The following is a 21,800-nucleotide window of genomic DNA, read 5'->3' as shown; positions in this document are numbered from 1 at the left end:
CTACATGGTCGTGTCACCTGTCGTCCTCCAGTCTGCGACGCCGACACAGATCGCCGGCACGGTCGCCGGACTCGCGCTGTTCCTCTCTCTCACGGCGCATCTGGCGGCGAGAAACGTCCTCGGCGACGTGCCGATCCGCCGAGCGTTCGTCGTCGGGCCGGTCCCGGCGGTCATCGCGGTCGTCTTCGTCGCCTTCGAGCTACCGGTGTTCGTCACCATCCCGGTCGCACTGGCGGCCGACGGGACCGTCCTGAAGTTCGTCTACGGTCGTGATCTCCGGCTGACGGCGTTCGTGCTCCTGATCCACGTCGTCGTCTCGATCCTGCTCGCGGTGGTGCTGTTCGGCACCGCCCTGCTGATCCTGAGCGCGCCGGGGTGAGCGCACAGACGGACCGCCGAGACGGACAGCGTCCCGGTGTTTCAAGCCGGCGCGCGTTCTCGTGACCGACATGGACGCCGCCAGCGACGACTCGCCCGGACTCCGCCGCTTCGTCTGGAACGCCGACGAACGTCGGCCCCGCGCGCCGATCAGACTCCTCCTCGGCATCCTCGTCCTCGTGGTCTTCGGCTTCGCCGCCTTTCTCGTGGTCGGCCTGCTCGTCGGTCTCTCCGGATCGATGCTCGGGACGACGGTCGGGAGCGAACTCGCGGGCGGCATCGGCGGCACTCTCGTCACGACCGCGATTCCGGTCGCCGGCCTCTACCTCGTCGCTCGCCTCGTGGACCGCCGGTGGTTCGGCGACTTCGGGTTCCACCTCGACCGCGACTGGTGGCTGGACTGTGCCTTCGGCGCGGCACTCGGTGTGGGCCTGATGGCTGGCATCTTCGGACTCGAACTCGCGGTCGGGTGGCTCACGGTGACGGGCTTCTTCGTCGCCACCAGTGGCTCCTTCGCCTCCGGACTGCTGCTCGTCGTCGTCCTGTTCGTCGGGGTCTCCATCCGGGAGGAACTCCTCCTGCGGGGCTGGTTCCTGACGAATCTCGCGGAGGGGACGGCCGGCTACCGGAACATCTCGCCTCGGACTGCGGTCGTCTTCGCAACTCTGCTCTCCTCTGTCGTCTTCGGGATTCTGCACGCCGCGAACCCGAACGCGACCGCGATCAGCACCGCGAGCATCTCGCTGGCCGGCGTCTTCCTCGCGCTGGGCTACCTGCTGACCGGCGAGTTGGCGATTCCGATCGGCCTGCACTTCACGTGGAACCTGTTCCAGGGGAGCGTCTTCGGCTTCCCGGTGAGTGGGTTGGGACTCGGCGTGTCGGTGATCGAAGTCGAGCAGGCCGGGCCGGAACTGGTGACCGGCGGGCAGTTCGGCCCGGAGGCGGGCCTGATCGGGATGTCGGCGATGGTCGTCGGCAGTCTCCTGACCGTGTGGTGGGTGCGCTGGCGGACCGGCGAGGTACGACTGGATTCGGCGGTGTGGACGCCGGCGTTGCGGTGGCACGACGAGGAGAGTGAGGAGGCGGTGGAGACGAGCGACGAGACGGAACCACTGGAGTCGGTGGAGTCCGACGAGTCGGGGGCAGCGGGATCGGTGGCGAGCGACGACACGGCGGCACCGACAACCGAGGTCGCCGACGATCGCCGGCCGGACGACACCTGACCACTGATTCAGCCGGTCGCACCGTGCTCGGCGAGCGACTCGGCCGACACGCGCACTCAGTCGACCAGTCGCTCGATCTCGGTCACGAGGATGTCGCTCGCACCGACGGCCTTCAGGTCGGTGATGGTCTCGAACACCGCACGCTCGTCCACCACCGCGTGGACCGCCACGGTGTCCTCGCCGGCCACGTCCATCACGGTCGGGCCGCCCATGCCGGGGATCACGTCCTGGACGTCGTCGAGACGCGACTCGGGCGCGTTCATCATCAGGTACCGTTTGCCCTCGGCGGACAGCACCGACTCGAAGGCCGTCTCGACCTGCGTCACCTTCGGGTCGTCGGTCACGTCCGGGCGGGCGTACAGGCGCACCGACGACTGGAGCACCTCGTCGACGATCCCCAGTCTGTTGACCTTCAGCGTCGTCCCGGTGGAGGTGATGTCCACGATGGCGTCGGCCATCTCGACGTGTGGTGTCAACTCCGTCGCGCCCGTTACCTCCACGATCTCGGCGTCGATCCCCTGCTCGTCGAGGTAGTTCCGGGTGATCTCCGGGAACTCGGTGGCGATCTTCTTGCCCGAGACGTCCGCCGGGTTGGCGATGTCGCCGTCCTCGGGCGCAGCGAGGACGAGTCGGCACTTCCCGTAGTCGAGGTCGAGCAGTTCCGTGAGGCCGCCGCCCGACTCCGCCACCTGGTCGCGGCCGGTGATCCCCACGTCGGCCGCGCCGTCCCGGACGTACTCCGGGATGTCGCCCGCCCGGACGAACAGCACCGTCACGTCCGGGTCGACGGTGTCGGCGTACAGCTTCCGGTCCGCGCCGTTCTCGATGTGCAGGCCGGCGCGTTCGAGCAGATCGACCGACGGGTCGTGGAGCCGACCCTTGTTGGGTACCGCGATTCGCATACCCGAGAGTCACACCCACGGGAGAACTGTCTTTCGGCGGTCGGTCGGGATCGTCGGCCGAGTCGTGACCGCCGACCGCCTACGCCCGAGGGTCGCGGTCCGGCCCGGGATACTCCCCACCGACGACCTCGGGGTAGAGGCTCTCGGCGGAGAACAGGGCCGCGAAGGCGTCCGGCGGCCGGACGCTGACCGGGACGTGTTTCCGCAGGGCCATCCCCGCGCCGGCACTCCCCAGCCCCTCGTCGAACGACAGGAGGTGCATCGCCCCGCCGGCGTACGCCGACGCCAGCGCCGGGTGGTCGCCGGCGGGGTGATCGACCGGTTCGCGCAGGGTCTCGATCTTCGCCCGCCAGTCGGCGGCGAGGTCGGGGTCGGTCTCGCTCGCCAGATCGCGGATCACCGCCTCGGCCTCGTCCAGCAGGTGGTCGCTGGCGACGAGTGTCACCCACGAGTGCGACCGGACGTGATCCAACGCACGCCGGGCGTCGCCGTCGACCAACAGGTCGCAGGCCAGCACGTCGGCGTCCGCCACGATTCGTGCTGGACTCGGCTCGGGCCGACCGCCGTCGGCCCTCGCCGACCCCTGCGGGGGTGCGTCGGCGCGTGTTCGCTGGTGGTCACCCTCGCTGTGATCCACTGGTCGCCGGTCGGCGGTGCCGACCGGCGAGGGCGACAGGTCACGCATCGCGGCGACTCCGGAGGGTCTCGCGGATCTCGGTCTCACTCGCCCCGACCGCTCCGCCGCGAGCGAACAGGTCGGCCCACGTCGGCGGTGTGTCGTCCGAGTTCACCTCGCCCGCGTTCGCCTCCTTCGATTCCCCGTCTCGACTCACGCGAACTCCACCTCCTCGCGGGTCGTCACCTCGCCGAACAACCAGTCGGCGTGGTCGACCGCGTACTCCCTGTGGTCCTCCTCGATGTACCCGAGTGCGTCTTCCACGAGCACGGGCCGGTAGTCGCGCAGACCGGCGCTTCCGGCGGTGTGCAGGACACAGACGTTTGCGAGCGTGCCGCAGAGCAGGAGGTCGTCGATCCCGTGCGTGTCGAGATACCCCTCCAGATCGGTCCGGTAGAAGGCGTCGTAGGTGTGCTTGGTGACGACGTGGTCCTCGTCGCGCACGTCGAGGTCCGCGTGGAGTTCCGCCTCCCACGAGTCTTCGAGGACGTGTTCGCCCCAGCGCTCGAACTCGTCGTAGTAGTGGGCGTCCTCGAACTGCTCGGGCGGGTGGACGTCGCGGGTGTAGACGAACGACGCGCCGGCGTCTCTGGCCCGCGAGACGAGCTGATTCACCGGCTGGATGGCACGCTCGCTGGCCGGGGCGTAGAGACTCCCGTCCGGGTGGCAGAAGCCGTGCTGCATGTCCACGACGACGACCGCGGTGCTGTCGGGATCGTACATACCGGCCGTTCGGTCGCGGTCGGCAAAAACGGTCGGTCGGGGGCGAGCGTCCCGCCCGGTGAGTCCCGCAGTGCCACCGTTTTTGTTCACGCGGTCCCATGCCCGAGTATGCGAACTGTCGCCGTGCTACTGGTCGCCGCACTCGTCGTCCTCTCTGGCTGTGCCGGCGTCGTCCCCACCGACTCCGACGACCCCCTCGTCGGTGGCGGTGACGACGCCGACACGCCGGCCCCGACCCCGACGAACGGGAGCGAGGGCGTGACGAGTCCGCCCCCCGACTTCTCGGACCCCGAGTCCGACACCCTCGGCTGGGAGGGCGGCTACTGGTACAACGAGTCCATCGACGTGGAACAGGACGACGGGCTGAACGACGAGGAACTGGCGAAGGTCGTCAACCGGTCGATGGCCCGCGTCGAGTACGTCCGTGGGCTGGAGTTCGAGCAGTCGGTCCCGGTCGAGATCGTCCCCCGCGAGGAGTTCCGCGCCCAGCAGTCGAACAGCACGACCCCCGAGAACAGACGGCTGTTCGACAACGTGAAGTTCGAAGCCCTGTTCATGATCAACGAGTCCACCGACTCCATCGAGACCCAGAACACCAACACGGGCACGTCGGTCGGGGGCTACTACTCGCCGAGCGAGGAGCGGATCGTCGTGGTCTCCGACAGCCCCGACTCCCCGCGCCTCTCCGAGATCACGCTCTCACAGGAGCTGTTCCACGCCCTGCAGGACCAGAAGTTCGACCTCGCGAAGTTCAACCAGTCTACCCGCGAGAAGCACAACGCGGTCGACGGCATCGTCGAGGGTGACGGCAACTACGTCGACTACCTCTACGGCCAGCAGTGTGCGGCCGAGTGGGACTGTCTGACCGACACGCGCGGCGGCGGTGGCGGCGGCGGCCTCGCCAACATCGGGCCGTACCTCGTGAAGTACCAGCCGTACAGCGACGGCCCGGCGTTCGTGCAGGGTCTCCGCGAGGAGGGCGGCTGGGACGCGGTGAACGCAGTGTACGAGAACCCGCCCCAGAGCACCGAGCAGGTGATCCACCCCGACCGCTACCCGGACGACGAACCCCGGCAACTGACGCTCTCCGACCGGACGAGTGACTCGTGGGACCGTCTCCGCCCCGAGGGCAGAGTCGCCTACGCCGAACTCGGCGAGGCGGGCGTCTCGGCGATGCTGGTCTACCCGCTGTACACCCGACCCGGCACCGCCATCGTCTCACCTCAGCAGTGGCTCAACCGCAACGAGAGCGGCGGCGTCTCGGAGTTCGACCCGCTGAACTACGCGAACCGGTACAGCGACGGCCTGACGGGCGACCGGATGGCCATCTATCAGAACGACGCGGGCGAGACCGGCTACGTCTGGAAGCTGACGTGGGAGGACGAGAGCGAGGCGAGTGAGTTCCTCGACGGCTACGAGCAGTTACTGGAGTACCGGAACGCGAGTGCCGTCGACGCCGACGGACCGGGGACGGTCTACCGCATCCCCGAAGACGACCCCAACGGCTTCGCGGACGCCTTCCGCGTCGTCCAGGACGGCGACACCGTGCTAATCACGAACGCGCCGCGTGTCGAGGACCTCGATTCGGTGCGGTCGCCGAACTGATCGCGGGCGACAAGGATGCGTCCCGGGGCGGTCGACTCAGACGTCGAGTTCGGCCGGCGCGGGCGGCATGTGGCGCTTGTGTTCACTGCGTTCGTAGAGTTCGACGACGCGGTCGACCTGTGCCCCGGTGACGCCGAGTTCACGGATCGTGGCGGACTTCGACAGCGGCCCGTCGACGTGGACCGCGAGAATCGCGTCCAGCGTGTCGTAGGTCAGGCCCATCTCCTCCTCGTCGGTCTGGCCCAGCCACATCTCGGCGGAGGGCGTCTTCGTCACCAGATCCTCGGGGACGCCGACGTGCGCGGCCAACTGGCGGACCTGCTGTTTGTAGAGGTTCCCGATGGGGTTGCAGTCGACCGCCTGGTCGCCGTACTTCGTGTAGTAGCCCGCGAGCGCCTCGCTCCGGTTGCCGGTGCCGAGGACGATGCGGTTCTGGGCGTTGGCGAGGAAGTAGTTGAGGACGCCTCGCGTCCGGACGCGGACGTTGCCCGCCGCCATCTGCAGGTCGCCGTCGAGTCGCGTCTCGGTGTCCTCGGCCGGGAACGCGTCGACGAACGCGTCCACGATGGGGTTGATGTCGATGACGTCGTAGGAGACGTCGAGCAGCTCGGCGACGCGCTCGGCGTCGGTCATGTTCCCCTCGGTGTTCACGTCGCTGGGCATCACCAGTCCGTGGACGCGCTCCGGCCCGAGTGCCTCCACGGCGAGGTGGGCGGTCAGCGTGCTGTCGATGCCGCCCGAGAGGCCGATGACCGCGCCGTCTGCGCCGGCAGACTCGACCAGGTCGGTGAGAAACGAGACGATGTGTTCACGGTGCGCTTCGAGTTCGTCCTCCGAGAGTCGGAGGTCCAGCGGGGCCTCCTCGGAGACCACGCCGACGTCGGTACTCATCACTGCTCTGTAGGTGTTCACGGGACTAATAGCCTCCTCTCGCGGGCCGAGAGTGGACGTATGGGCAGTCCTCGTTCGATCGGATCGCCGCCGCCGGTCGCTGGTCGAAACGCTATCTTGAAGTGCGGCGACGGTGTACGAATCTGACGCAAGCGCCGTTGGTCCAGTGGTAGGACATTAGCTTCCCAAGCTAATAGCCCGGGTTCAATTCCCGGACGGCGCATCCGCTCGTCACGTTCGTTCCTCGCAGGATGCCCCGAAGAACTGGACCCTGTGAGTCGCGCACAGCGACCGGCGGGGGCGAGCACGTCTCACTTCGGTTCAATTCCCGGAGGGCGCAGGCTATCGACGCCACTCCGTCAGAGGCGGCTCAGCCGTCGCTCGTCATCTCCTCGGCGGTACAGGAGTCCGGGTTCTCCTCGTACCACAGTCCCTGCCCGCCGTCGTCGGTCACCCGCGCCTCGACACCGTAACAGTCGCCGTCCCGACCGGCCACGTCGAAGGTCTTCCACTCCTCGCTGTCGTCGACGCGGACGCTGATGACGAAGCTTCCAGCCTGGTCGGCCCACGAGGTGTCGACCGTCTCGGTCGGAATCTCACTGCCCTTCCCGTCCAACTCGTGTGACGACCAGTGGACGATGTCGCCGTCTCGTTCGACGAGAACGTGAAACGTGTGGCTCACGGCGTCCCAGTTGGCCACCCGGACGTACGCGAGTCGGGAGTCGGAGCCACCGACACTGTCACCGCCGTCCAGTTGGTTTCCGCCCTCACCGTCGTCGCCGAGACAGCCGGCCAGCAGGCCGACGCCGACCGCCGCCGCCCCGCCGATCATCTGTCGGCGTGACACGTCCGAATCCGTGGGTTCCCGGTGCATACGACTCTCTGATGTCGGAACCGCGATAAGTGTGCGTCAGACGCGCGTCATCGTCTGCTCGCGGCGAGGTCGATCGCGGTCGGCAGACCGCCGATGGGCGCGACCGCGACCGCGACCGTGACCGCGACGCTCACACCAGTCGGTAGCCGTCGCTGGTCAGCGCCGCCTTGACCACCTCGTCCAGTCTGGCCCGCATCTCGTCGCCGATACGTTCGGTCTTCATGTCCTCCTCCCACAGTTCGAGGTCGGTGTCGTTGCCGTCCTCGACGAAGCGGTACCGGCGACCGTACTTCTGGCCGTTGTCGCCGTACGCGACGACGGTGAGGTACGGCCGGCCGTGGTAGGCGTACTCGTCGCCCTCGTCGGTCCCGTAGTCGGCCCAACTGCCGACCGGGTAGGCGGTGACGAGTTCGAAGTCGCTGAGGTTCGTCGCGTAGTTGCCGATCACGAGGCCGCGCTCCAGTACCTCGCGGTCCCACTCGCGGGCCTCGCCCGTCTTCGTGTCCTCGCCCACGACGCGGTCTGCGGTGATCTCGGTCACGCGCCACTCGTCGATACGGGGCGAGGAGACGTCGCTGTCGGCGTCTTTGATCAGGTCGCCCACGCGGACCCGGTGGTAGACCGCCCGGCCCGGTCGCCACTCGACTCTGATCTCCTCGGGATCGGTGCCGACTCTCGCCTCCTGTCCGGCGATCGTGCGTCGCTCGATCCGGGTGTACCTGTCGCTGGAAGTCGTACTCGCCATGATCGAAGTATATTGGTTCGCTGACGGCTTAAAGCTGTGCTACGTCCGATTTTCCGCCCCGGAATCCGACAGATCGAGAATTTCACGGGTCGCCTCGCCGTCGTACCAGAACCGGCGTCGCCACCACGGTCCCTTCCCGGAGTCGTTCGACAGATCGGTCACGAGGCGGTTCGCGGTCGCGCCCGCGTCGGGCGACGACAGCGGGACGGCGCAGTCGTACAGGCGGGAGCCGTCGTCTCCCTCGACGAGCACCTTCGCGTCGAAGTCGGCCCGCCGGACGTGCGCGTTCGAGGCGAAGACAGACTGCTCGCCGGCCGGGAGATCGTGGTACTGCTCGCCGGTGATCGCGCGTCGGACCCGGAAGTGACCGATCAGGTACGCCCCCCAGTCGGGCGCGATCCAGTCGAGTCGGTCGTCGGCCGGTCCGGTGTCGTCTGTCGATTCCGCTCCATCGGGCCAGTCGTGCGTCGAGAGCGTGGCGTAGAAGAACAGGTAGTCGCCCGCGTCGAGGTCTGAGAGCGGCCCGGCCTTGACCCCGTGTTCGTCGCCGTAGGTGTAGCGGTCGCAGTCGGCGTACCCGGCGAACTCCGGGTCGAGGTGGACCGGCGTGTCGGCCACGTCGTCGGGGATCGGCAGTCGGAGGTCCAGGTCGGCGTAGGTCGGCACCTGCTCGCCGGTCGGTTCGCGTTCGGGGATCGGCACGTACTCGAAGGAGCCGTCGGGGTAGATCGGCCCCCGGAACCCCGGCAGGTTGGTGTTCGCGGCGACGTTGATGGCGATGGCTCGCACGGTCGGACTACGCCGCCAGCCGTGAAAAGAGACTCACCTCACGTCGGCCGAGGAGGGCGACGGCTCACATCGGCTGGACGCAGTGCTCACAGTAGCGGTAGGTGCCCTCCGGGTCGTGGTTCTCGGTCCCGCAGTGCGGGCAGATGCGCCCCCCGTCTGTCGTCTCGACGGGCTGCGGTCGTCGGGACTCGAATCGCGGGCCGGCAGGTGGGTCGGCCCGGTCGTCGCGTGGGCGTTCGTGTCGACCGCGCTGGTCGCGTGGCGGGTCGCCCGACGGAGCGCCGGACCGGCCGCGCTGGCCGGATCGGACTCGCTGTCTGCTCCCGTGGTCGCTCTCGGCGGTGCCGTCGTCGAGGTAGTCGCTCCCGACGCCGCCCTCGCCGTCCCGGACGAACCGGTAGAGTAGGAACTGGAGCAGGGTCAGGCCGACCACGTAGACGGCGAGCCATCCCCAGAGATCCATAGTGTGTGGTATGTTGTCAAGACACTTTGGCGTGTCGGTGCAGTACTCGTGGCACGTGGTGGCCGGCCGGACCCTCGGCGTCCGCGTCCGGCCGAACTAAGCCCCTCGGGGGCGAACGACGTTCGCATGAACGTCGGCTCCCGTCGCTGTATCCTGAACCCCGTCAGCGGGACGGGTGACCACGCCCAGTGGGTCACGCGACTGCTGGACGCGCGCGGTTTCGAGGTCCTCGAGACCAGTGGGCCGGAGGACGCGGTCCGTCTCGCGATGGAGGCCGGTTTCGACGAGGTCTCCGAACTGGCGGTCTGTGGCGGCGACGGTACGATCAACGAGGCACTGCGAGGACTCGCGGCCGCCGAGCACGTGGCGGACGTGACACTCAGCGTGATCCCGGCCGGCACCGCCAACCTGCTGGCCGAGAACGTCGGCATCCGCGACATCGAACACGGCATCGAGGTCGCCGACACCGGCGACGTGCGCCGGGTGGACATCGGGATGGCCGACGAACAGCCCTTCGTCGTCTCCTGTATCGCCGGCCTGCCCGCCGACGCCAGCGTCTCCACCGGCGGCGACCTCAAGGAGCGGTTCGGCACGCTCGCCTTCCTGTTGACCGGGGCACAGGAGGCGCTCCAGTTCGACGGGCTGACCGTCACGCTGGAAGACCGCCAGGACGGCGTGACCGAGGCGTGGTCCGGCGAGGCGCTGTGTGTCCTGATCGGGAACGCCCGGAAGTTCGTCGAGAAGGGCGGCCAGGCGAACATGGAGGACGGTCTGTTCGACGTGGCGGTCGTCGAGGAGATGCCGCCCCAGAACCTCGTCGCCGAAGGGGTCGCACACCGACTGCTCGGCCAGCAGACGGACGGCGTGGAACACTTCCGGACGAGCGAACTCCGGATCGCGAGCGACGACGGGCCGATCACCTTCAGTCGCGACGGCGAGGTGACGACCCACGAAGAACTCCTCCTCTTTGCCGAACCGAACTCGCTGGACCTGCGCGTCGGATCGGCGTACGTTCCGGACCCCGAGTGAGTAGTCGGCGACCGCAACATCGCGGCCGACCGTTCTTGCCCGTGGAGTTCTAACGGTCCGTGATCACGGATGTTGCAGAAACTGCGCCGATTCGGCTACGCGAGTGTCGCCCTCCAAGGACTACTCAGTGCGGTCGCCCCGAAGGCGGGGGTCGCGGTCACGAAACGACTGCTCGGACTGCACTTCGAGGGGGCCGACGACCTCGAAGCCAGGCCGTGGTACGTCCGACAGACGCGCGCGGTCGGACTCGGGATGGTCGCGATGGGACTCGCCGGACTCCTGCTCGAAGACCGCGACGAACCACCGGCAGACGACCCGACCCCGAGCACCGACGACGACTGAGCGCCGCCCCGATACCGAGCACGACCGACGGGGGTCCCGACTCTCCTCGCGAGTCCCGTCCACCGTCTCCGGGCGACCAGCAAGTCGGCACCTTTTCGACGCCGCCGCCCCAACCAGTCGTGCATGGTGCTCCCAATCGACCCCACGGAACTCGACCCGGCAGACATCGGCGAGAAGCGCGCGACGCTCCACATGGACCACGAAGAGGCAGTCGAACACGTCCGAGAGGCGTTCACCGACGCCGGGTTCGGCGTCGCCACCGAGTTCTCGCCCTCGGAGATGCTCAACGAGAAGATCGGTGCCGACCGGGACCCCTACTACGTGTTGGGTGCGTGCAATCCCACGATGGCCGACCGGGCACTCGACGCCAGCGACAACCGGATCGGCGGACTGTTCCCCTGTAACGTCGTGATCTGGCAGGAGGAACCGGGCGTCCAGACCGTCTACCACGTCTCCATCATGCGGATCGCGCGATTGGCCGGAATGGCTCCCGACGACGAGACGATGGCCGACATCATCGCAGACACGGGCGTCCTCGTCGAGGAGGCCTACGGCAACCTCGACTCCGTCTGAGACGCTGGACGCCCCCGAATCACCAGCACGCGTCCGACCGCCTGCGACTCAGTTCTCCCGTTCCTGCTCCAATCGTTCGACCTTCTGTTCTAACTCGGCAATGCGCTCGGCCGCGTCGTCGCTCCCGCCTCGTTTGAGGAGTTTCGCCGCGCCGACTGCGGCGAGTGCCACCAGCACGCCGAAGATCAGCAGTTGAATCAGGAGGACGATCAGCAGTTCGACGCCGCCGGGCAACCCAGGAAACAGCGGGACGGGTTGGAGGACGATCATATCGGTGACTCGACGCGACCGAGCAAAAGTCCTTCTGCCCCATCGCCCGGTGGCCGATCAGTCGCCGCCGAGAAAGTCCGTCAGGTTCGCCTGCAGGCCGGCGACCATCTCCGACTTCCGGCGGAGTCGGCCCAGCGAGACCGGCAACTGCTCGGTCACGCCGGTCACGGCCTCCCGAAACGTCTCCGCCTCGCCGTGGTCGCCCGTCGTCGCGTTGCGGACGTTCTCCCGAATCTGCCAGACGCCGACCGGGCCCCAGTAGTCGTCGGAGACGTGCCGCAGGACGAGTACCTTCGCCTGCCGACCGATCTCGGAGAGGTGTTCGAGCGCGGCGAGTCGGGCGGCGTAGTACGCCCCGGCCGTCTCCTCGACGTAGCCCGTCCGGCCCTCGTACCCCTCGTAGTCCGACGAGACCGCGACACCCTGCTCGGGGGCCGGGTTCCAGATGCTCCCCGGTGCTTTCAGTTCGACCAACTCGAACTCCCACTGGCCGGGCGCGAGGATCACCCAGAAGGCGTTCCCGAGGTAGGTGTTGTGCCACACCTGCACGGAGTCGACACTCGGGGCGTCCCGGATCGTCCCTCGGAGATACTGTCCGACCGTGTCGTCGACGGCGGTGATCGACCAGCGCGTCGGGACGAGTCGGCGCTGGTCCGACTGGCCGAGTGCGCCCGCAGAGAGGATCGTGTTGATCTCGTACACGTCGAAGTCCCGCCGGTAGAGGTAGGTCATCGCCCCCTGTGCGTTCCAGTCGTCGTCCTCCAGCGTCTTCTTGACCGGCTGTGGAACGTGCGGGTTCTCCGTCAGGGCCGCAGAGCGGGCGCTGGCCCGGGGACCGGTCGGGGTCGCCACGTCGTCCACGCCGAAGTCGAGGTCGGGCGTCCCGTTCAGTCCGATCTCGACACCGACCGGGCGGTCCGCGATGGCGACCTCGCGCTGGGTCCCGAGAAAGCCGTCCCACGCGTCGTGGACCTGCACGTCGCCGACCGACCGGTTCGAGTTGAGCAGGGAGGTCCGACGCTGGAACACGTCCTCGATAGCGAGTCCCGCGTCGTACCACTCGGCACTCGTCTCGAAGCTGGCGGCGTCGTCCTCGTGGCCGACCGGCGAGAGGATGCCCGTCGAGACGTTCGGGTAGTTCGACCGCCCGACGAAGATCGACGGCGAGACGCTCCCGACCAGCGCGTCGCCCGACACGCGCTCGGAGAAACGCCGCTCGAAGTCGTCGAGGTAGTCCAGCACCTCGTAGGATTTCTCCGCGGCGAGGCGGCGGCGCTCGGCGCGCTCGTCCGTCTCGATGTCGATGTAGTCGTCGAGCCGCATCTGTCGAGAGACGGTGCCCGACGGGCTTGAATGTTGAGTCGTCGATCCGAGTGCAGTCGCTGGACGGATCGGAGTGAGCGAGCAGGCGACGCCCGGCGAGTGTCGGTGACCGGCGTGCAGACGGCGATGCCCACGTCTCGTCGGCACCAGACGCGAGACACACGGACCGCGGCGTCGCACAGTCGCTGTCGGTCCGTGACGGCTCAGTCCACCCCGTCGGTGGTCGCGGCTTCACAGAAGAAGGTTCAGGTGGCACTGTCGAATCGCGTGGCCGCCGACGCGACTCCGAGGCGGGTCGAGAGACGCCGAGTTAGCTGTGGATGCCCATCGCTTCGATCTGCTCTTGATACCGATTGCGGATGGTGACCTCGGTCACCTGCGCCACGTCGGCGACCTCTCGCTGGGTCTTCTTCTCGTTGCACAGCAGGGAGGCGGCGTAGATGGCCGCGGCCGCGTAGCCGGTCGGCGACTTGCCCGAGAGCAGTCCCTCCTCTGCGGTCGTCTCGATGATCTCGTTGGCCTTCGACTGGACCTCCTCGGAGAGATCGAGTTCCGAGCAGAATCGCGGCACGTACTTCTTCGGATCGACCGGCTTCATCTCCAAGCCGAGTTCCTGTGAGATGTAGCGATAGGTCCGACCGATCTCCTTGCGCTCGACGCGCGAGACCTCCGAAATCTCCTCGAGCGAACGCGGGATGCCCTCCTTCCGGCAGGCCGCGTACAGCGCGCTGGTGGCGACACCTTCGATGGACCGCCCGCGAATCAGGTCCTCGTCGAGTGCGCGCCGGTAGATGACCGACGCCACTTCGCGTACCGACCGAGGAACCCCGAGCGCCGAGGCCATGCGGTCGATCTCGCTCAAGGCGAACTGCAAGTTGCGCTCGCCGGCGTCTTTCGTCCGAATGCGCTCCTGCCACTTGCGCAGTCGATGCATCTGACTTCGTTTCTTCGAGGAGATAGACCGTCCGTAGGCGTCTTTGTCCTTCCAGTCGATCGTCGTCGTCAACCCCTTGTCGTGCATCGTCTGGGTCGTCGGCGCACCGACCCGAGACTTCTCTTGGCGTTCGGAGTGGTTGAACGCCCGCCACTCGGGACCGGGGTCGATCTGCTCTTCTTCGACGACGAGACCACAGTCCTCACAGACGATCTCTCCCCGGTCGGAACTCTTGACGAGATTGTTGGAGGCACATTCGGGACACTCCCGCACACCCTCCTGCTCCGCCTCTCCCTTTGACTTCGTGTCACGCTCTCGCTCCCGCTGGCGGGTGGGCCGTGTCATCGCATTTTTATACTAGTCTTCGACAGCCACTTAAATTCTTGGTGAGTCTCCGACACCTTTCGCTGAGAACCCGTTTTCTCGTGGGCCACAGGATCGGCCCCGTCGGCGGATCGCTCCCGTTTTTACCGGGCGGTCCCGAGTGGCGAGTATGCCCACGGTGGAGTGCGACCCCGAGGAGGCGGCAGATCGGCTCCGCGAGGCGGGTGTCACGGTCGAGTCGGGCAACACCGACCACGAACTGTGGCGCGCCTCGCGGGGCGACGCGACCGCCGTCGCCTACGACGGGAAGGTCGTCGTGCAGGGGGCGACCCCCGACGACATCGCCCTCGTCCTGCGGGACGGCGGCGGTGGCCGTGCCCACGTCTACTTCGACGGCGCGAGCCGCGGCAACCCCGGCCCGGCGTCGGTCGGGTGGGCGGTCGTCACCAGCGACGGCATCGTCGCCGACGGCGGCGAGCGCATCGGCACGACGACGAACAACAAAGCGGAGTACGAGGCGTTGATCCGCGCGCTGGAAGCCGTCCGCGACCTGGGGTTCGACGAGATCGACGTCCGGGGCGACTCCGAGTTGATCGTGAAACAGGTTCGGGGCGAGTGGAACACCAACGACCCCGACCTCCGGGAGTACCGAGTCCGTGTCCGGGAACTGCTGACCGGCTTCGACCGCTGGTCGCTGCAGCACGTCCCGCGAGACGCGAACCGACACGCGGACGAACTGGCAAACGAGGCACTCGATGGCTGAACTTCCCGACGACATCGTCGACGAGGCGGAACGACTGACACGACTCGCCCGACAGGCGACAGAAGCCGAGGAGGCGACCCTCTACGAGGACAGACGCGAAGCGATACTCGCGGCCCACGAGTTCCGGGCCCGCGTCCGGGACGCAGACGACACGCTCGTCTTGCATCCCGAGGAGTGGCTCGACGACGGCACGGTCCAGTTCGACCGGATCGAGGACACGGACCGGGCAGTCGAGGTGTCACTGTCCGGTCCCGGCGACCCGGAGGCGTGGGACGACGTCGAACGACACAACGCCGAGTTGGTCGCGGCCGTCGAACGGGATCACGGGCCCGTTCACGCCGCGAACGCCCGCGTCTTCGCGGACTTCGCGGGGAACCACTACGCCAAACGGGTCGACGCGATCAGAGCCGATGCGGTCGAGGAGTTCCTGACCGAGTACTATCCGCGCAACGCGTGGCCCAGTGCAGAACAGAAAGCGGTGATCGAGGAGTCGCTGCGACTCCTGTTCGAGACGGCCGACGCTGAGGTGCCCGGCGTTACAGGTGACCGTCGATGAGTTCGCGGACGTCGTCTGCCCGGTCGTCGCCCGTGACGTACTTCGAGAGCATCCAGTCGAACCGGTCGAGGACCACGTCACGCCCGGAGTCGGTCAGTTCGTACTGGTTCGTCCGCTTGTCGAGTTCGCTCTTCTCGACGAGTCCCATCTCGACGAGGTCGTCGAGGTTGGGGTAGAGTCTCCCGTGGTTGACCTCCGTTCCGTAGTACGATTCGAGACGGCGTTTGATCGCCAGTCCGTACATCGGCTCCTCGGCGAGGATGACGAGGATGTTCTGTTGGAACGCGGTGAGGTCCCGCGCGATGCCCGGTGTGTCAGTGATTGTTTGTGCCTCTGACATACGTAGGTGAATGTCACCCGGATATTTAACCCTTCTCAACTCATCGCATGTTTCCGCAATACGAATTAGCCGAAAACGCGTCTTAGAAGGCTATTTTCCAGACATACGTGTAAATGCAGTCCGAGTTTCTCACTCGCCGCGTGTGACGGCATCGGTCACACGTTGCGCCCTGTTCCTTTCGTAGACTTTCGTTGTGCTTCTAACCAAAAGTACTTTTTGGCTGTCCAGTCGTTCGGCGACACTCCGGATTCGGGTTCGGATCGACAGTCGGGGGTGGGTGGCGTGGTGGCTCTCGTGGACACTGCGTGCCGGTCGCCGGACGGGGGTGGAGATCGGATGCGAAAGGCCTTTGCCGCGTTTCGCAGAACCTGCGGACGCATGACGAACCTCTGGGAAGACCTCGAACCCGGCCCGAACCCGCCGGAGGAGATCTACGCTGTCGTCGAGTGTCTGAAAGGCGAGCGGAACAAGTACGAGTACGACAAGGACGTGCCCGGCGTCGTCCTCGACCGCGTGCTCCACTCGAACGTCCACTACCCGTCGGACTACGGCTTCATCCCGCAGTCGTACTACGACGACGAGGACCCCTTCGACGTGCTGGTGCTCGTCGAAGACCAGACGTTCCCCGGGTGTATCATCGAGGCGCGCCCGGTCGCCATGATGAAGATGGACGACGACGGCGAACAGGACGACAAGGTCATCGCCGTCCCGACCGAGGACCCGCGCTTCGACCACGTCCAGGATCTGGACGATCTGACGACCCAGCAGACCGCCGAGATCGAGGAGTTCTTCGAGACGTACAAGAACCTCGAGGCCGGCAAGGAAGTCGAGACGCTCGGGTGGGAGGACAAGCAGGCCGCGATGGACGCCATCGAACACGCGATGGATCTCTACGACGAGCAGATCGCCTGAACGCTGGCTGTCGTTCTTCTTTCGGCCCTCGAACCCGCCGAGCGTGACGTGTGCGCCGATCGAGATCCGCGCGCGAGGGAGCGTCACGGGCAGTGCGGAGCGTGAGGCGAGACCGACCGACAGAGGAAAGCCCCCCTCTCCCCTACACGGTAGCCATGCCGCGAGGTGCCGAGGACGCGATGCGCGAGGAACGCTACGGCTTCGACGACACGCGCTACGTCATCGCGGACGCCGTCGGCAAGTTCGTCCCGCAGTCGCTCGCTCGCCGGGCACTCGCCGTCACCGTCGAGACCGACAAGGACCGTTACCGACTCGGCGAACCCGTCGAGTTGACCGTCACCATCCGGAACAAACTCCCCGTGCCGATCAGCGTCGCCACGCCCGGCAGACGCCTCTGGGGTTGGACCGTCGACGGCGAACTCGAAGCCAGCGACGAGTCCCGCTACGAGGGCGACTCGCCGGGCACACTCACCTTCCGCGCCGGCGAGGAGAAGGTCCTGCGTCACGAGTGGTCCGGCCGGTTCAAACGCGTCGGCGACCGCACGACGTGGGAGACGCCCGAACGCGGGACCTACGAGGTCGGCGCGTTCGTCGCGGTCGACCCGCCACGCCCGGAAGACAGCGTCCTGATCCGGATCGGCTGAAGAGACGTACCGTTCTGCGGTGACGCGGTCGACCGGCGATCAGTCGTCGGCCGCCACGCCCGCGTCACCCTCGTCGTCGCCGACACTCGGCACCGACTGTGGTGCCTCGCCCGCGACGCCCGTGTGGTGGAGGTGACAGGCCGCGTAGTGCTGGTTCGACCCGTGTTCGGGCGTCACCTCGTAGTCCGGCTTCTCCTTCGCACAGATGCTCTGCTCGGCGAAGGCGTCGAGCAGTTCGGTCGCCGCCGCGTCCCAGTCGTCCGTGAGCACGCCGGCGATGGCGTCCTCGACGAGGTCGCCGGCCTCGCCGCTCGGCGTCCCGTCCGGGAAGAACTCGGCCCGGACCGCCTCCCCGTCGGTCGCCTCGAACGTCCGGCGGTCCACCGCCCGCATGAACTCCCGGACGGCCGACCACTCCTGTTCGGTCAGGTCGTACTCCGGCGGCGCGATCAGCTTCGGACACCGCGTCCGGAACCGACAACCGGACGGCGGATCGATCGGCGAGGGCACGTCGCCCTCCAGCACGCCGCGCTTGCCGGTCGAGCGCGGGTCCGGCACCGGAATCGACTGGAGCAGGGCCTGCGTGTAGGGGTGCTGTGGGTTCTCGAACAGTTCCGTCTTGTCCGCGAGTTCCACCAACTGCCCGAGGTACATCACCGCCACGCGATCCGAGATGTGTCGGATCACGCTCAGGTCGTGCGCGATGAACAGGTACGTCAGGCCGAACTCCTCCTGCAGGTCCTGCATCGTGTTCAGCACCTGCGCCTGGATCGACACGTCCAGTGCCGACACCGGTTCGTCACAGACGATGAAGTCCGGATTCACCGCGAGTGCCCGCGCGAGGTTCACCCGCTGGCGCTGGCCGCCGGAGAACTGGTGCGGGTAGCGGTTGTAGTGCTGTGGGTCCAGGCCGACCTTCTCCAGCAGCATCCGGGCGCGCGACTCGCGTTCGCCCTTGTAGAGCCCGTGTGCCTTCATCGGCTCCTCGACGATGGGACCGATCTTCATCCGGGGGTCGAGACTCGACTGCGGGTCCTGGAAGATCATCTGCATGTCTTCGCGCGTCGCCCGCAGGCGCTCGCCGGACAGTTCCGCGAGGTTCTCGCCGTTGAAGTAGACCGCCCCGTCGGTCGGGTCGACCAGTCGGAGGATGGTCCGGGCGAGTGTGGACTTCCCACAGCCGGACTCGCCGACCAGCCCCAGCGTCTCGCCGCGCTGGATGTCGAACGAGACGTCCTCGACGGCCTTCACGGTCTCCTGTTCGAACAGGCTGGCGACGAAGCCGCTCCCCTGTGTGAAGTGCTTCGTCAACCCATCCACGCGGAGCAGCGTCTCCTCGTCAGTCATCGCTCTCACCTCGTGACTCCACGATGCCGCCGGAGAACGCCTGTGCCGCGTCCGTCTCCAGCGGGTCGGAGTCCTCGTAGCCGATGGACTCGTACTTCACACACGAGACGTGGTGGTCGCGACCCTCGGACATGACGTTCTGGTACGCCGGGTGTGCCCGCTGGCACACCTCCCGCGCGTCGGGACACCGGGTGTGGAACCGACAGCCGGACGGCGGGTTGATCGCCTCCGGCATGACGCCCGTGATCGGGTTGAGTTGTCCGACCGTCTCGTCCGGGCGCGGGATCGACTGGAGCAGTGCCTCGGTGTAGGGGTGTTTCGTGTCGTAGAACAGGTCGTCCACCGCCGACTGTTCGATGATCTCGCCGAGGTACATGACGTTCACGCGGTCACAGATCTCGGCGACGACACCCATGTCGTGGGTGACCCAGATGAAACTCGTGTCGTACTTCTCCTGGAGGTCGCGCACGAGGTCGATGATCTGTCCCTCGACGGTCACGTCGAGTGCAGTCGTCGGCTCGTCGGCGATGATGAGGTTCGGCTCACACGACAGCGCCATGGCGATCAGCACGCGCTGGCGCATCCCGCCGGAGAACTGGTGGGGGTAGCTGTCGTACCGCTTCTTCGGTTCGGGGATGCCGACCTCCCGGAGCATGTCGATGGCGATCTCTCTGGCCATCTCGCCGGACACCTCGCGGTTGATCTCGATGAACTCTTTCAGCTGGGATCCGACGGTGAACACCGGATTCAGCGCCTCCATCGGGTCCTGGAAGATGATCGCGATCTCCCGACCGCGAATCTGCTTGCGCATCTCCCGGTTCGAGAGCATCGCGTCGGTCGGCCGTCGGCTCCCGTCGGGTGCCTCCTCGAACTCCACGAGTGGCGTCCCCTGATAGGAGATGCGGCCGCCGACGATCTCGCCCGGTTCCTCGACCAGTCGGAGGATCGACGAGGCGGCGACGGACTTGCCCGCCCCCGACTCGCCGACCAGTCCGACGATCTCACCCGGTTCGACCGTGAGGCTGATGCCGTCCACCGCGCGGACGACCCCTTCCTCCGTGAAGAACTGGGTCTGCAGGTTCTCGATTTCGAGTAGTGGTTCGGTCATCAGTTCTGTATCCGTGGATCGAGTGCGTCTCTCAGCCCGTCACCGACGAGGTTGAACCCGACCACCGTCACGAGGATGGCGATACCGGGCCAGATACTGAACCACGGGTTCGGCAACATGTAGTTGCGCGACCGGCTCAGCATCTGTCCCCACGAGGGGGTCGGCGGCTGTGCCCCGTAGCCGAGGAACGACAACCCGGCGATGATGAGGATGTTGATCCCCACCTGCAGGGTCGCCTGCACCAGCACCGGCGCGAAGCTGTTCGGGATGACGTGGCGGAAGATGACGTTGCGGTCTTTCACGCCGGCGGCCCGTGCCGCCTCGATGTAGTCCTCTTCACGCACGGACAGCACCCGCGACCGGATCAGCCGAGCGAACGTCGGAATCGTGGCGATCCCGACGCCGACCATCGCGAACGTGAGGTTCCGGCCGAACGCCGTCATGAACGCGATGACGAGGATGAGGAACGGGATCGCAAAGAGGATCTCCGCCCCGCGCATCAGCGCGTCGTCGATCAGGCCGCCGTAGTAGCCGGCGACCGACCCGACGACCGTCCCCAGGATCATCGCGATGCCGGTCGAGACGATACCGACCGTGATGGCGATCCGGGTGCCGTAGAACAGCCGAACCAGCACGTCCCGACCACGGTGATCGGTGCCGAGCGGGTGTTCCCACGTCCCCGGCGTGTTCGGATAGATCTCGTTCGTCAGGTACACCGGCGGCCGCAGAATCTGGACGTTGCTCGGCTCTGCGACCGGACTGATCCACACCGCCTTGGCGATCATGTACTGTTCGATCCCGAGGTTCGCGAAGAACGCGAACTCCGCCAGGACGTCGAACAGCACCGCGTCGACGGTGCCGATGATCGCCACGATCGTCATGAAGCCGATGATACCGAGCCCCGCCAGTGCGGTGGGGTCCCGGCGCACCTGCGAGATGGTGTACCGCCATCCGACCCGTGACTCGACGTCGCTGTCGACCTCCTCGGTCTCGCCGCCGAGTACGTCCGTCTCTGAAGCTGTGTCAGTTGCCATTGTCAGTCACTCTCGTCGAAGGAGACGCGGGGGTCCACGTAGGCGTACGACAGGTCCGTCACGATCACGCCGACGACGAACACCAGCCCGAAGGCCAGCGTCGTCCCCATCACCAGGAGGAAGTCCTGGTTCTGGATGGCGGTGATGATCAGTCGACCCATCCCGTTGATGGAGAAGACCGTCTCGGTCAGCACCGCGCCGCCGAGCGCCTGGGTCAACTGGAGGCCGATGATCGTGATCAGCGGGAGCTGTGCGTTCCGGAAGGCGTGCCGGCGGAGGATGGTCGTCTCCTTCACGCCGTAGGCTCGCGCCAGTTTCACGTACTCTTCGTTCAGCACCTCGAGCATCGACGACCGCTCGATGCGCGTCAGTGCCGCCATCTGGAGTGTCCCCAGCGAGATGGTCGGTAAGATCAGATGTTTCCCGGCCGTGATGACCACGTCCAACTGTGAGGACGCGCCGTCGACGGTCGAGGGGTCGGCCCACGGCATGATGAGGTTCGTCGCCGGGAGCCAGTCGAGCTGGAACGCGAAGATGATGATCAGCATCAGCCCGATCCAGAAGGAGGGCGTCGAGACGCCCAGCAGCGCGACGACCCGCGAGACGTGGTCGGTCGGCTTGTTCCGGCGCTTCGCCGAGATGACGCCGAGCGGAACCGCCGTCGCCAGCGCGAAGCTGAAGCTGGAGACCAGCAACAGCATCGTCACCGGCAGGCGCTCCATGATCTTCTCGGTCACCGGGACGCCGTAGTAGAGACTCTGGCCGAGGTCCAGTCGGGCCACGTCGACGAGGTAGTTGACGTACCGAACCCACAACGGTTCGTCGAGGCCGAACTTCGCCCGGATGGCGGCGGCCTGCTGGGCGCTCGGCGACGGGCCGAGCATGATGCTCACCGGGTCGCCGGGGATGGCGTCGGTCAGGAAGAACGTGATCGTCGCCACGCCTAACAGGACCGGAATCGCCTGCAGGACCCGACTGATCGTGTAGCGGAGCCGACCCATCTGTCAGTGCCACCTCCGGGTGCTGTGCGCG

Annotated in this window: 27 protein-coding genes and 1 tRNA gene; 11 read left to right on the top strand and 17 right to left on the bottom strand. The window is 66.9% G+C overall.

What is annotated here, in order from left to right:
• Positions 1-4 precede the first annotated feature (4 nt).
• On the top strand, positions 5-379 hold the full coding sequence (locus LI337_RS12850) for a DUF7473 family protein (protein ID WP_227230239.1): 375 nt from the start codon (positions 5-7) through the stop codon (positions 377-379).
• A gap of 70 nt (positions 380-449) precedes the next feature.
• Positions 450-1,601, top strand: a complete 1,152-nt coding sequence (locus LI337_RS12845) for a CPBP family intramembrane glutamic endopeptidase (protein ID WP_227230238.1) — start codon at positions 450-452, stop codon at positions 1,599-1,601.
• A 56-nt stretch (positions 1,602-1,657) separates the two neighbouring features.
• Here the strand turns inward: LI337_RS12845 and hisG are convergent, their stop codons facing one another.
• The 4 genes from hisG to LI337_RS12825 all read right to left on the bottom strand — a co-directional run bounded on the left by hisG (position 1,658) and on the right by LI337_RS12825 (position 3,902).
• Entirely contained in the window at positions 1,658-2,503 is an 846-nt protein-coding gene (hisG, locus tag LI337_RS12840; RefSeq protein WP_227230237.1) for an ATP phosphoribosyltransferase, read from the bottom strand.
• A 79-nt stretch (positions 2,504-2,582) separates the two neighbouring features.
• Entirely contained in the window at positions 2,583-3,038 is a 456-nt protein-coding gene (locus LI337_RS12835) for a DUF7384 family protein (RefSeq protein WP_227230899.1), read from the bottom strand.
• A gap of 142 nt (positions 3,039-3,180) precedes the next feature.
• The gene (locus LI337_RS12830; RefSeq protein ID WP_227230236.1) at positions 3,181-3,336 is read right to left on the bottom strand and encodes a hypothetical protein; all 156 of its coding nucleotides are present in this window, start codon (positions 3,334-3,336) and stop codon (positions 3,181-3,183) included.
• Positions 3,333-3,902 carry a cysteine hydrolase family protein gene (locus tag LI337_RS12825; RefSeq protein ID WP_227230235.1) on the bottom strand — a complete coding sequence of 190 codons (570 nt, stop codon included), beginning with the start codon at positions 3,900-3,902 and terminating at the stop codon, positions 3,333-3,335. The genes LI337_RS12830 and LI337_RS12825 overlap by 4 nt, the downstream gene beginning before the upstream one ends.
• 108 nt (positions 3,903-4,010) lie before the next feature.
• Between LI337_RS12825 and LI337_RS12820 the strand changes: the two genes are divergently transcribed.
• Positions 4,011-5,507, top strand: coding sequence for an Hvo_1808 family surface protein (locus LI337_RS12820; protein WP_227230234.1), 1,497 nt, complete (start codon positions 4,011-4,013; stop codon positions 5,505-5,507).
• Positions 5,508-5,543: 36 nt separating this feature from the next.
• Here LI337_RS12820 and LI337_RS12815 read toward each other — a convergent pair whose 3' ends face one another.
• Complete coding sequence (locus LI337_RS12815) at positions 5,544-6,398, bottom strand: NAD+ synthase (protein WP_227230233.1); 855 nt, start codon at positions 6,396-6,398, stop codon at positions 5,544-5,546.
• 152 nt (positions 6,399-6,550) lie between these two features.
• On the opposite strand from LI337_RS12815, the gene LI337_RS12810 reads away from it, so the two are divergent.
• Positions 6,551-6,621, top strand: a tRNA-Gly gene (locus tag LI337_RS12810).
• Between the two features lie 147 nt (positions 6,622-6,768).
• Here LI337_RS12810 and LI337_RS12805 read toward each other — a convergent pair.
• The 4 genes from LI337_RS12805 to LI337_RS12790 form a co-directional block, all read right to left on the bottom strand.
• Positions 6,769-7,272: a hypothetical protein gene (locus tag LI337_RS12805; RefSeq protein WP_227230232.1), complete on the bottom strand. Its 504-nt coding sequence runs from the start codon at positions 7,270-7,272 to the stop codon at positions 6,769-6,771.
• Between the two features lie 130 nt (positions 7,273-7,402).
• Positions 7,403-8,017 (bottom strand): hypothetical protein, encoded by a 615-nt coding sequence (locus tag LI337_RS12800; RefSeq protein ID WP_227230231.1) that lies wholly within the window; start codon positions 8,015-8,017, stop codon positions 7,403-7,405.
• A 39-nt stretch (positions 8,018-8,056) separates the two neighbouring features.
• Positions 8,057-8,806 carry an Nmad3 family putative nucleotide modification protein gene (locus LI337_RS12795; protein WP_227230230.1) on the bottom strand — a complete coding sequence of 250 codons (750 nt, stop codon included), beginning with the start codon at positions 8,804-8,806 and terminating at the stop codon, positions 8,057-8,059.
• Between the two features lie 64 nt (positions 8,807-8,870).
• Positions 8,871-9,269 carry a DUF7577 domain-containing protein gene (locus tag LI337_RS12790; RefSeq protein WP_227230229.1) on the bottom strand — a complete coding sequence of 133 codons (399 nt, stop codon included), beginning with the start codon at positions 9,267-9,269 and terminating at the stop codon, positions 8,871-8,873.
• Between the two features lie 126 nt (positions 9,270-9,395).
• Between LI337_RS12790 and LI337_RS12785 the strand changes: the two genes are divergently transcribed.
• From LI337_RS12785 to LI337_RS12775, 3 genes are all read left to right on the top strand, one after another.
• Positions 9,396-10,298, top strand: coding sequence for a diacylglycerol/lipid kinase family protein (locus LI337_RS12785; RefSeq protein ID WP_227230228.1), 903 nt, complete (start codon positions 9,396-9,398; stop codon positions 10,296-10,298).
• A 69-nt stretch (positions 10,299-10,367) separates the two neighbouring features.
• Positions 10,368-10,640, top strand: a complete 273-nt coding sequence (locus tag LI337_RS12780; protein WP_227230227.1) for a DUF6199 family natural product biosynthesis protein — start codon at positions 10,368-10,370, stop codon at positions 10,638-10,640.
• A 123-nt stretch (positions 10,641-10,763) separates the two neighbouring features.
• Positions 10,764-11,213: a DUF302 domain-containing protein gene (locus LI337_RS12775; protein ID WP_227230226.1), complete on the top strand. Its 450-nt coding sequence runs from the start codon at positions 10,764-10,766 to the stop codon at positions 11,211-11,213.
• Positions 11,214-11,261: 48 nt separating this feature from the next.
• On the opposite strand, the gene LI337_RS20105 is transcribed toward LI337_RS12775, so the two are convergent.
• The 3 genes from LI337_RS20105 to LI337_RS12760 all read right to left on the bottom strand — a co-directional run bounded on the left by LI337_RS20105 (position 11,262) and on the right by LI337_RS12760 (position 14,085).
• Positions 11,262-11,483 (bottom strand): hypothetical protein, encoded by a 222-nt coding sequence (locus LI337_RS20105; RefSeq protein WP_227230225.1) that lies wholly within the window; start codon positions 11,481-11,483, stop codon positions 11,262-11,264.
• A gap of 57 nt (positions 11,484-11,540) precedes the next feature.
• A complete protein-coding gene (gene nreA / locus LI337_RS12765; RefSeq protein ID WP_227230224.1) occupies positions 11,541-12,806 on the bottom strand; it encodes a DNA repair protein NreA in 1,266 nt (421 codons plus the stop codon).
• A gap of 310 nt (positions 12,807-13,116) precedes the next feature.
• Positions 13,117-14,085 carry a transcription initiation factor IIB gene (locus LI337_RS12760; protein ID WP_227230223.1) on the bottom strand — a complete coding sequence of 323 codons (969 nt, stop codon included), beginning with the start codon at positions 14,083-14,085 and terminating at the stop codon, positions 13,117-13,119.
• A 148-nt stretch (positions 14,086-14,233) separates the two neighbouring features.
• On the opposite strand from LI337_RS12760, the gene rnhA reads away from it, so the two are divergent.
• Positions 14,234-14,827: a ribonuclease HI gene (gene rnhA / locus LI337_RS12755; RefSeq protein ID WP_227230222.1), complete on the top strand. Its 594-nt coding sequence runs from the start codon at positions 14,234-14,236 to the stop codon at positions 14,825-14,827.
• Positions 14,820-15,383, top strand: a complete 564-nt coding sequence (locus LI337_RS12750) for a DUF7108 family protein (RefSeq protein WP_227230221.1) — start codon at positions 14,820-14,822, stop codon at positions 15,381-15,383. Before rnhA ends, LI337_RS12750 begins: the two co-directional genes overlap by 8 nt.
• Here the strand turns inward: LI337_RS12750 and LI337_RS12745 are convergent.
• Positions 15,364-15,723: a PadR family transcriptional regulator gene (locus LI337_RS12745; RefSeq protein ID WP_227230220.1), complete on the bottom strand. Its 360-nt coding sequence runs from the start codon at positions 15,721-15,723 to the stop codon at positions 15,364-15,366. The two genes, LI337_RS12750 and LI337_RS12745, sit on opposite strands and share 20 nt — an antisense overlap.
• A 378-nt stretch (positions 15,724-16,101) precedes the next feature.
• On the opposite strand from LI337_RS12745, the gene LI337_RS12740 reads away from it, so the two are divergent.
• Together LI337_RS12740 and LI337_RS12735 are read left to right on the top strand one after the other, a co-directional pair.
• Complete coding sequence (locus LI337_RS12740; protein WP_227230219.1) at positions 16,102-16,635, top strand: inorganic diphosphatase; 534 nt, start codon at positions 16,102-16,104, stop codon at positions 16,633-16,635.
• Between the two features lie 155 nt (positions 16,636-16,790).
• Entirely contained in the window at positions 16,791-17,279 is a 489-nt protein-coding gene (locus tag LI337_RS12735; RefSeq protein ID WP_227230218.1) for a DUF7974 family protein, read from the top strand.
• A gap of 39 nt (positions 17,280-17,318) precedes the next feature.
• Here the strand turns inward: LI337_RS12735 and LI337_RS12730 are convergent, their stop codons facing one another.
• Genes LI337_RS12730 through LI337_RS12715 form a run of 4 tightly spaced genes read right to left on the bottom strand, consistent with a single transcriptional unit; the run spans position 17,319 to position 21,769 of the window.
• Positions 17,319-18,626 (bottom strand): ABC transporter ATP-binding protein, encoded by a 1,308-nt coding sequence (locus LI337_RS12730; RefSeq protein ID WP_227230217.1) that lies wholly within the window; start codon positions 18,624-18,626, stop codon positions 17,319-17,321.
• A complete protein-coding gene (locus tag LI337_RS12725; RefSeq protein ID WP_227230216.1) occupies positions 18,619-19,734 on the bottom strand; it encodes an ABC transporter ATP-binding protein in 1,116 nt (371 codons plus the stop codon). The genes LI337_RS12730 and LI337_RS12725 overlap by 8 nt, the downstream gene beginning before the upstream one ends.
• The gene (locus LI337_RS12720; protein WP_227230215.1) at positions 19,734-20,768 is read right to left on the bottom strand and encodes an ABC transporter permease; all 1,035 of its coding nucleotides are present in this window, start codon (positions 20,766-20,768) and stop codon (positions 19,734-19,736) included. Before LI337_RS12720 ends, LI337_RS12725 begins: the two co-directional genes overlap by 1 nt.
• A 2-nt stretch (positions 20,769-20,770) precedes the next feature.
• Positions 20,771-21,769 (bottom strand): ABC transporter permease, encoded by a 999-nt coding sequence (locus LI337_RS12715; RefSeq protein WP_227230214.1) that lies wholly within the window; start codon positions 21,767-21,769, stop codon positions 20,771-20,773.
• Positions 21,770-21,800 lie beyond the last annotated feature (31 nt).

It is taken from the genome of Salinirubrum litoreum, assembly GCF_020567425.1.
Taxonomy (GTDB): Archaea; Halobacteriota; Halobacteria; order Halobacteriales; family Haloferacaceae; genus Salinirubrum; species Salinirubrum litoreum.
This window is presented reverse-complemented; position numbering and strand designations above follow the sequence as displayed.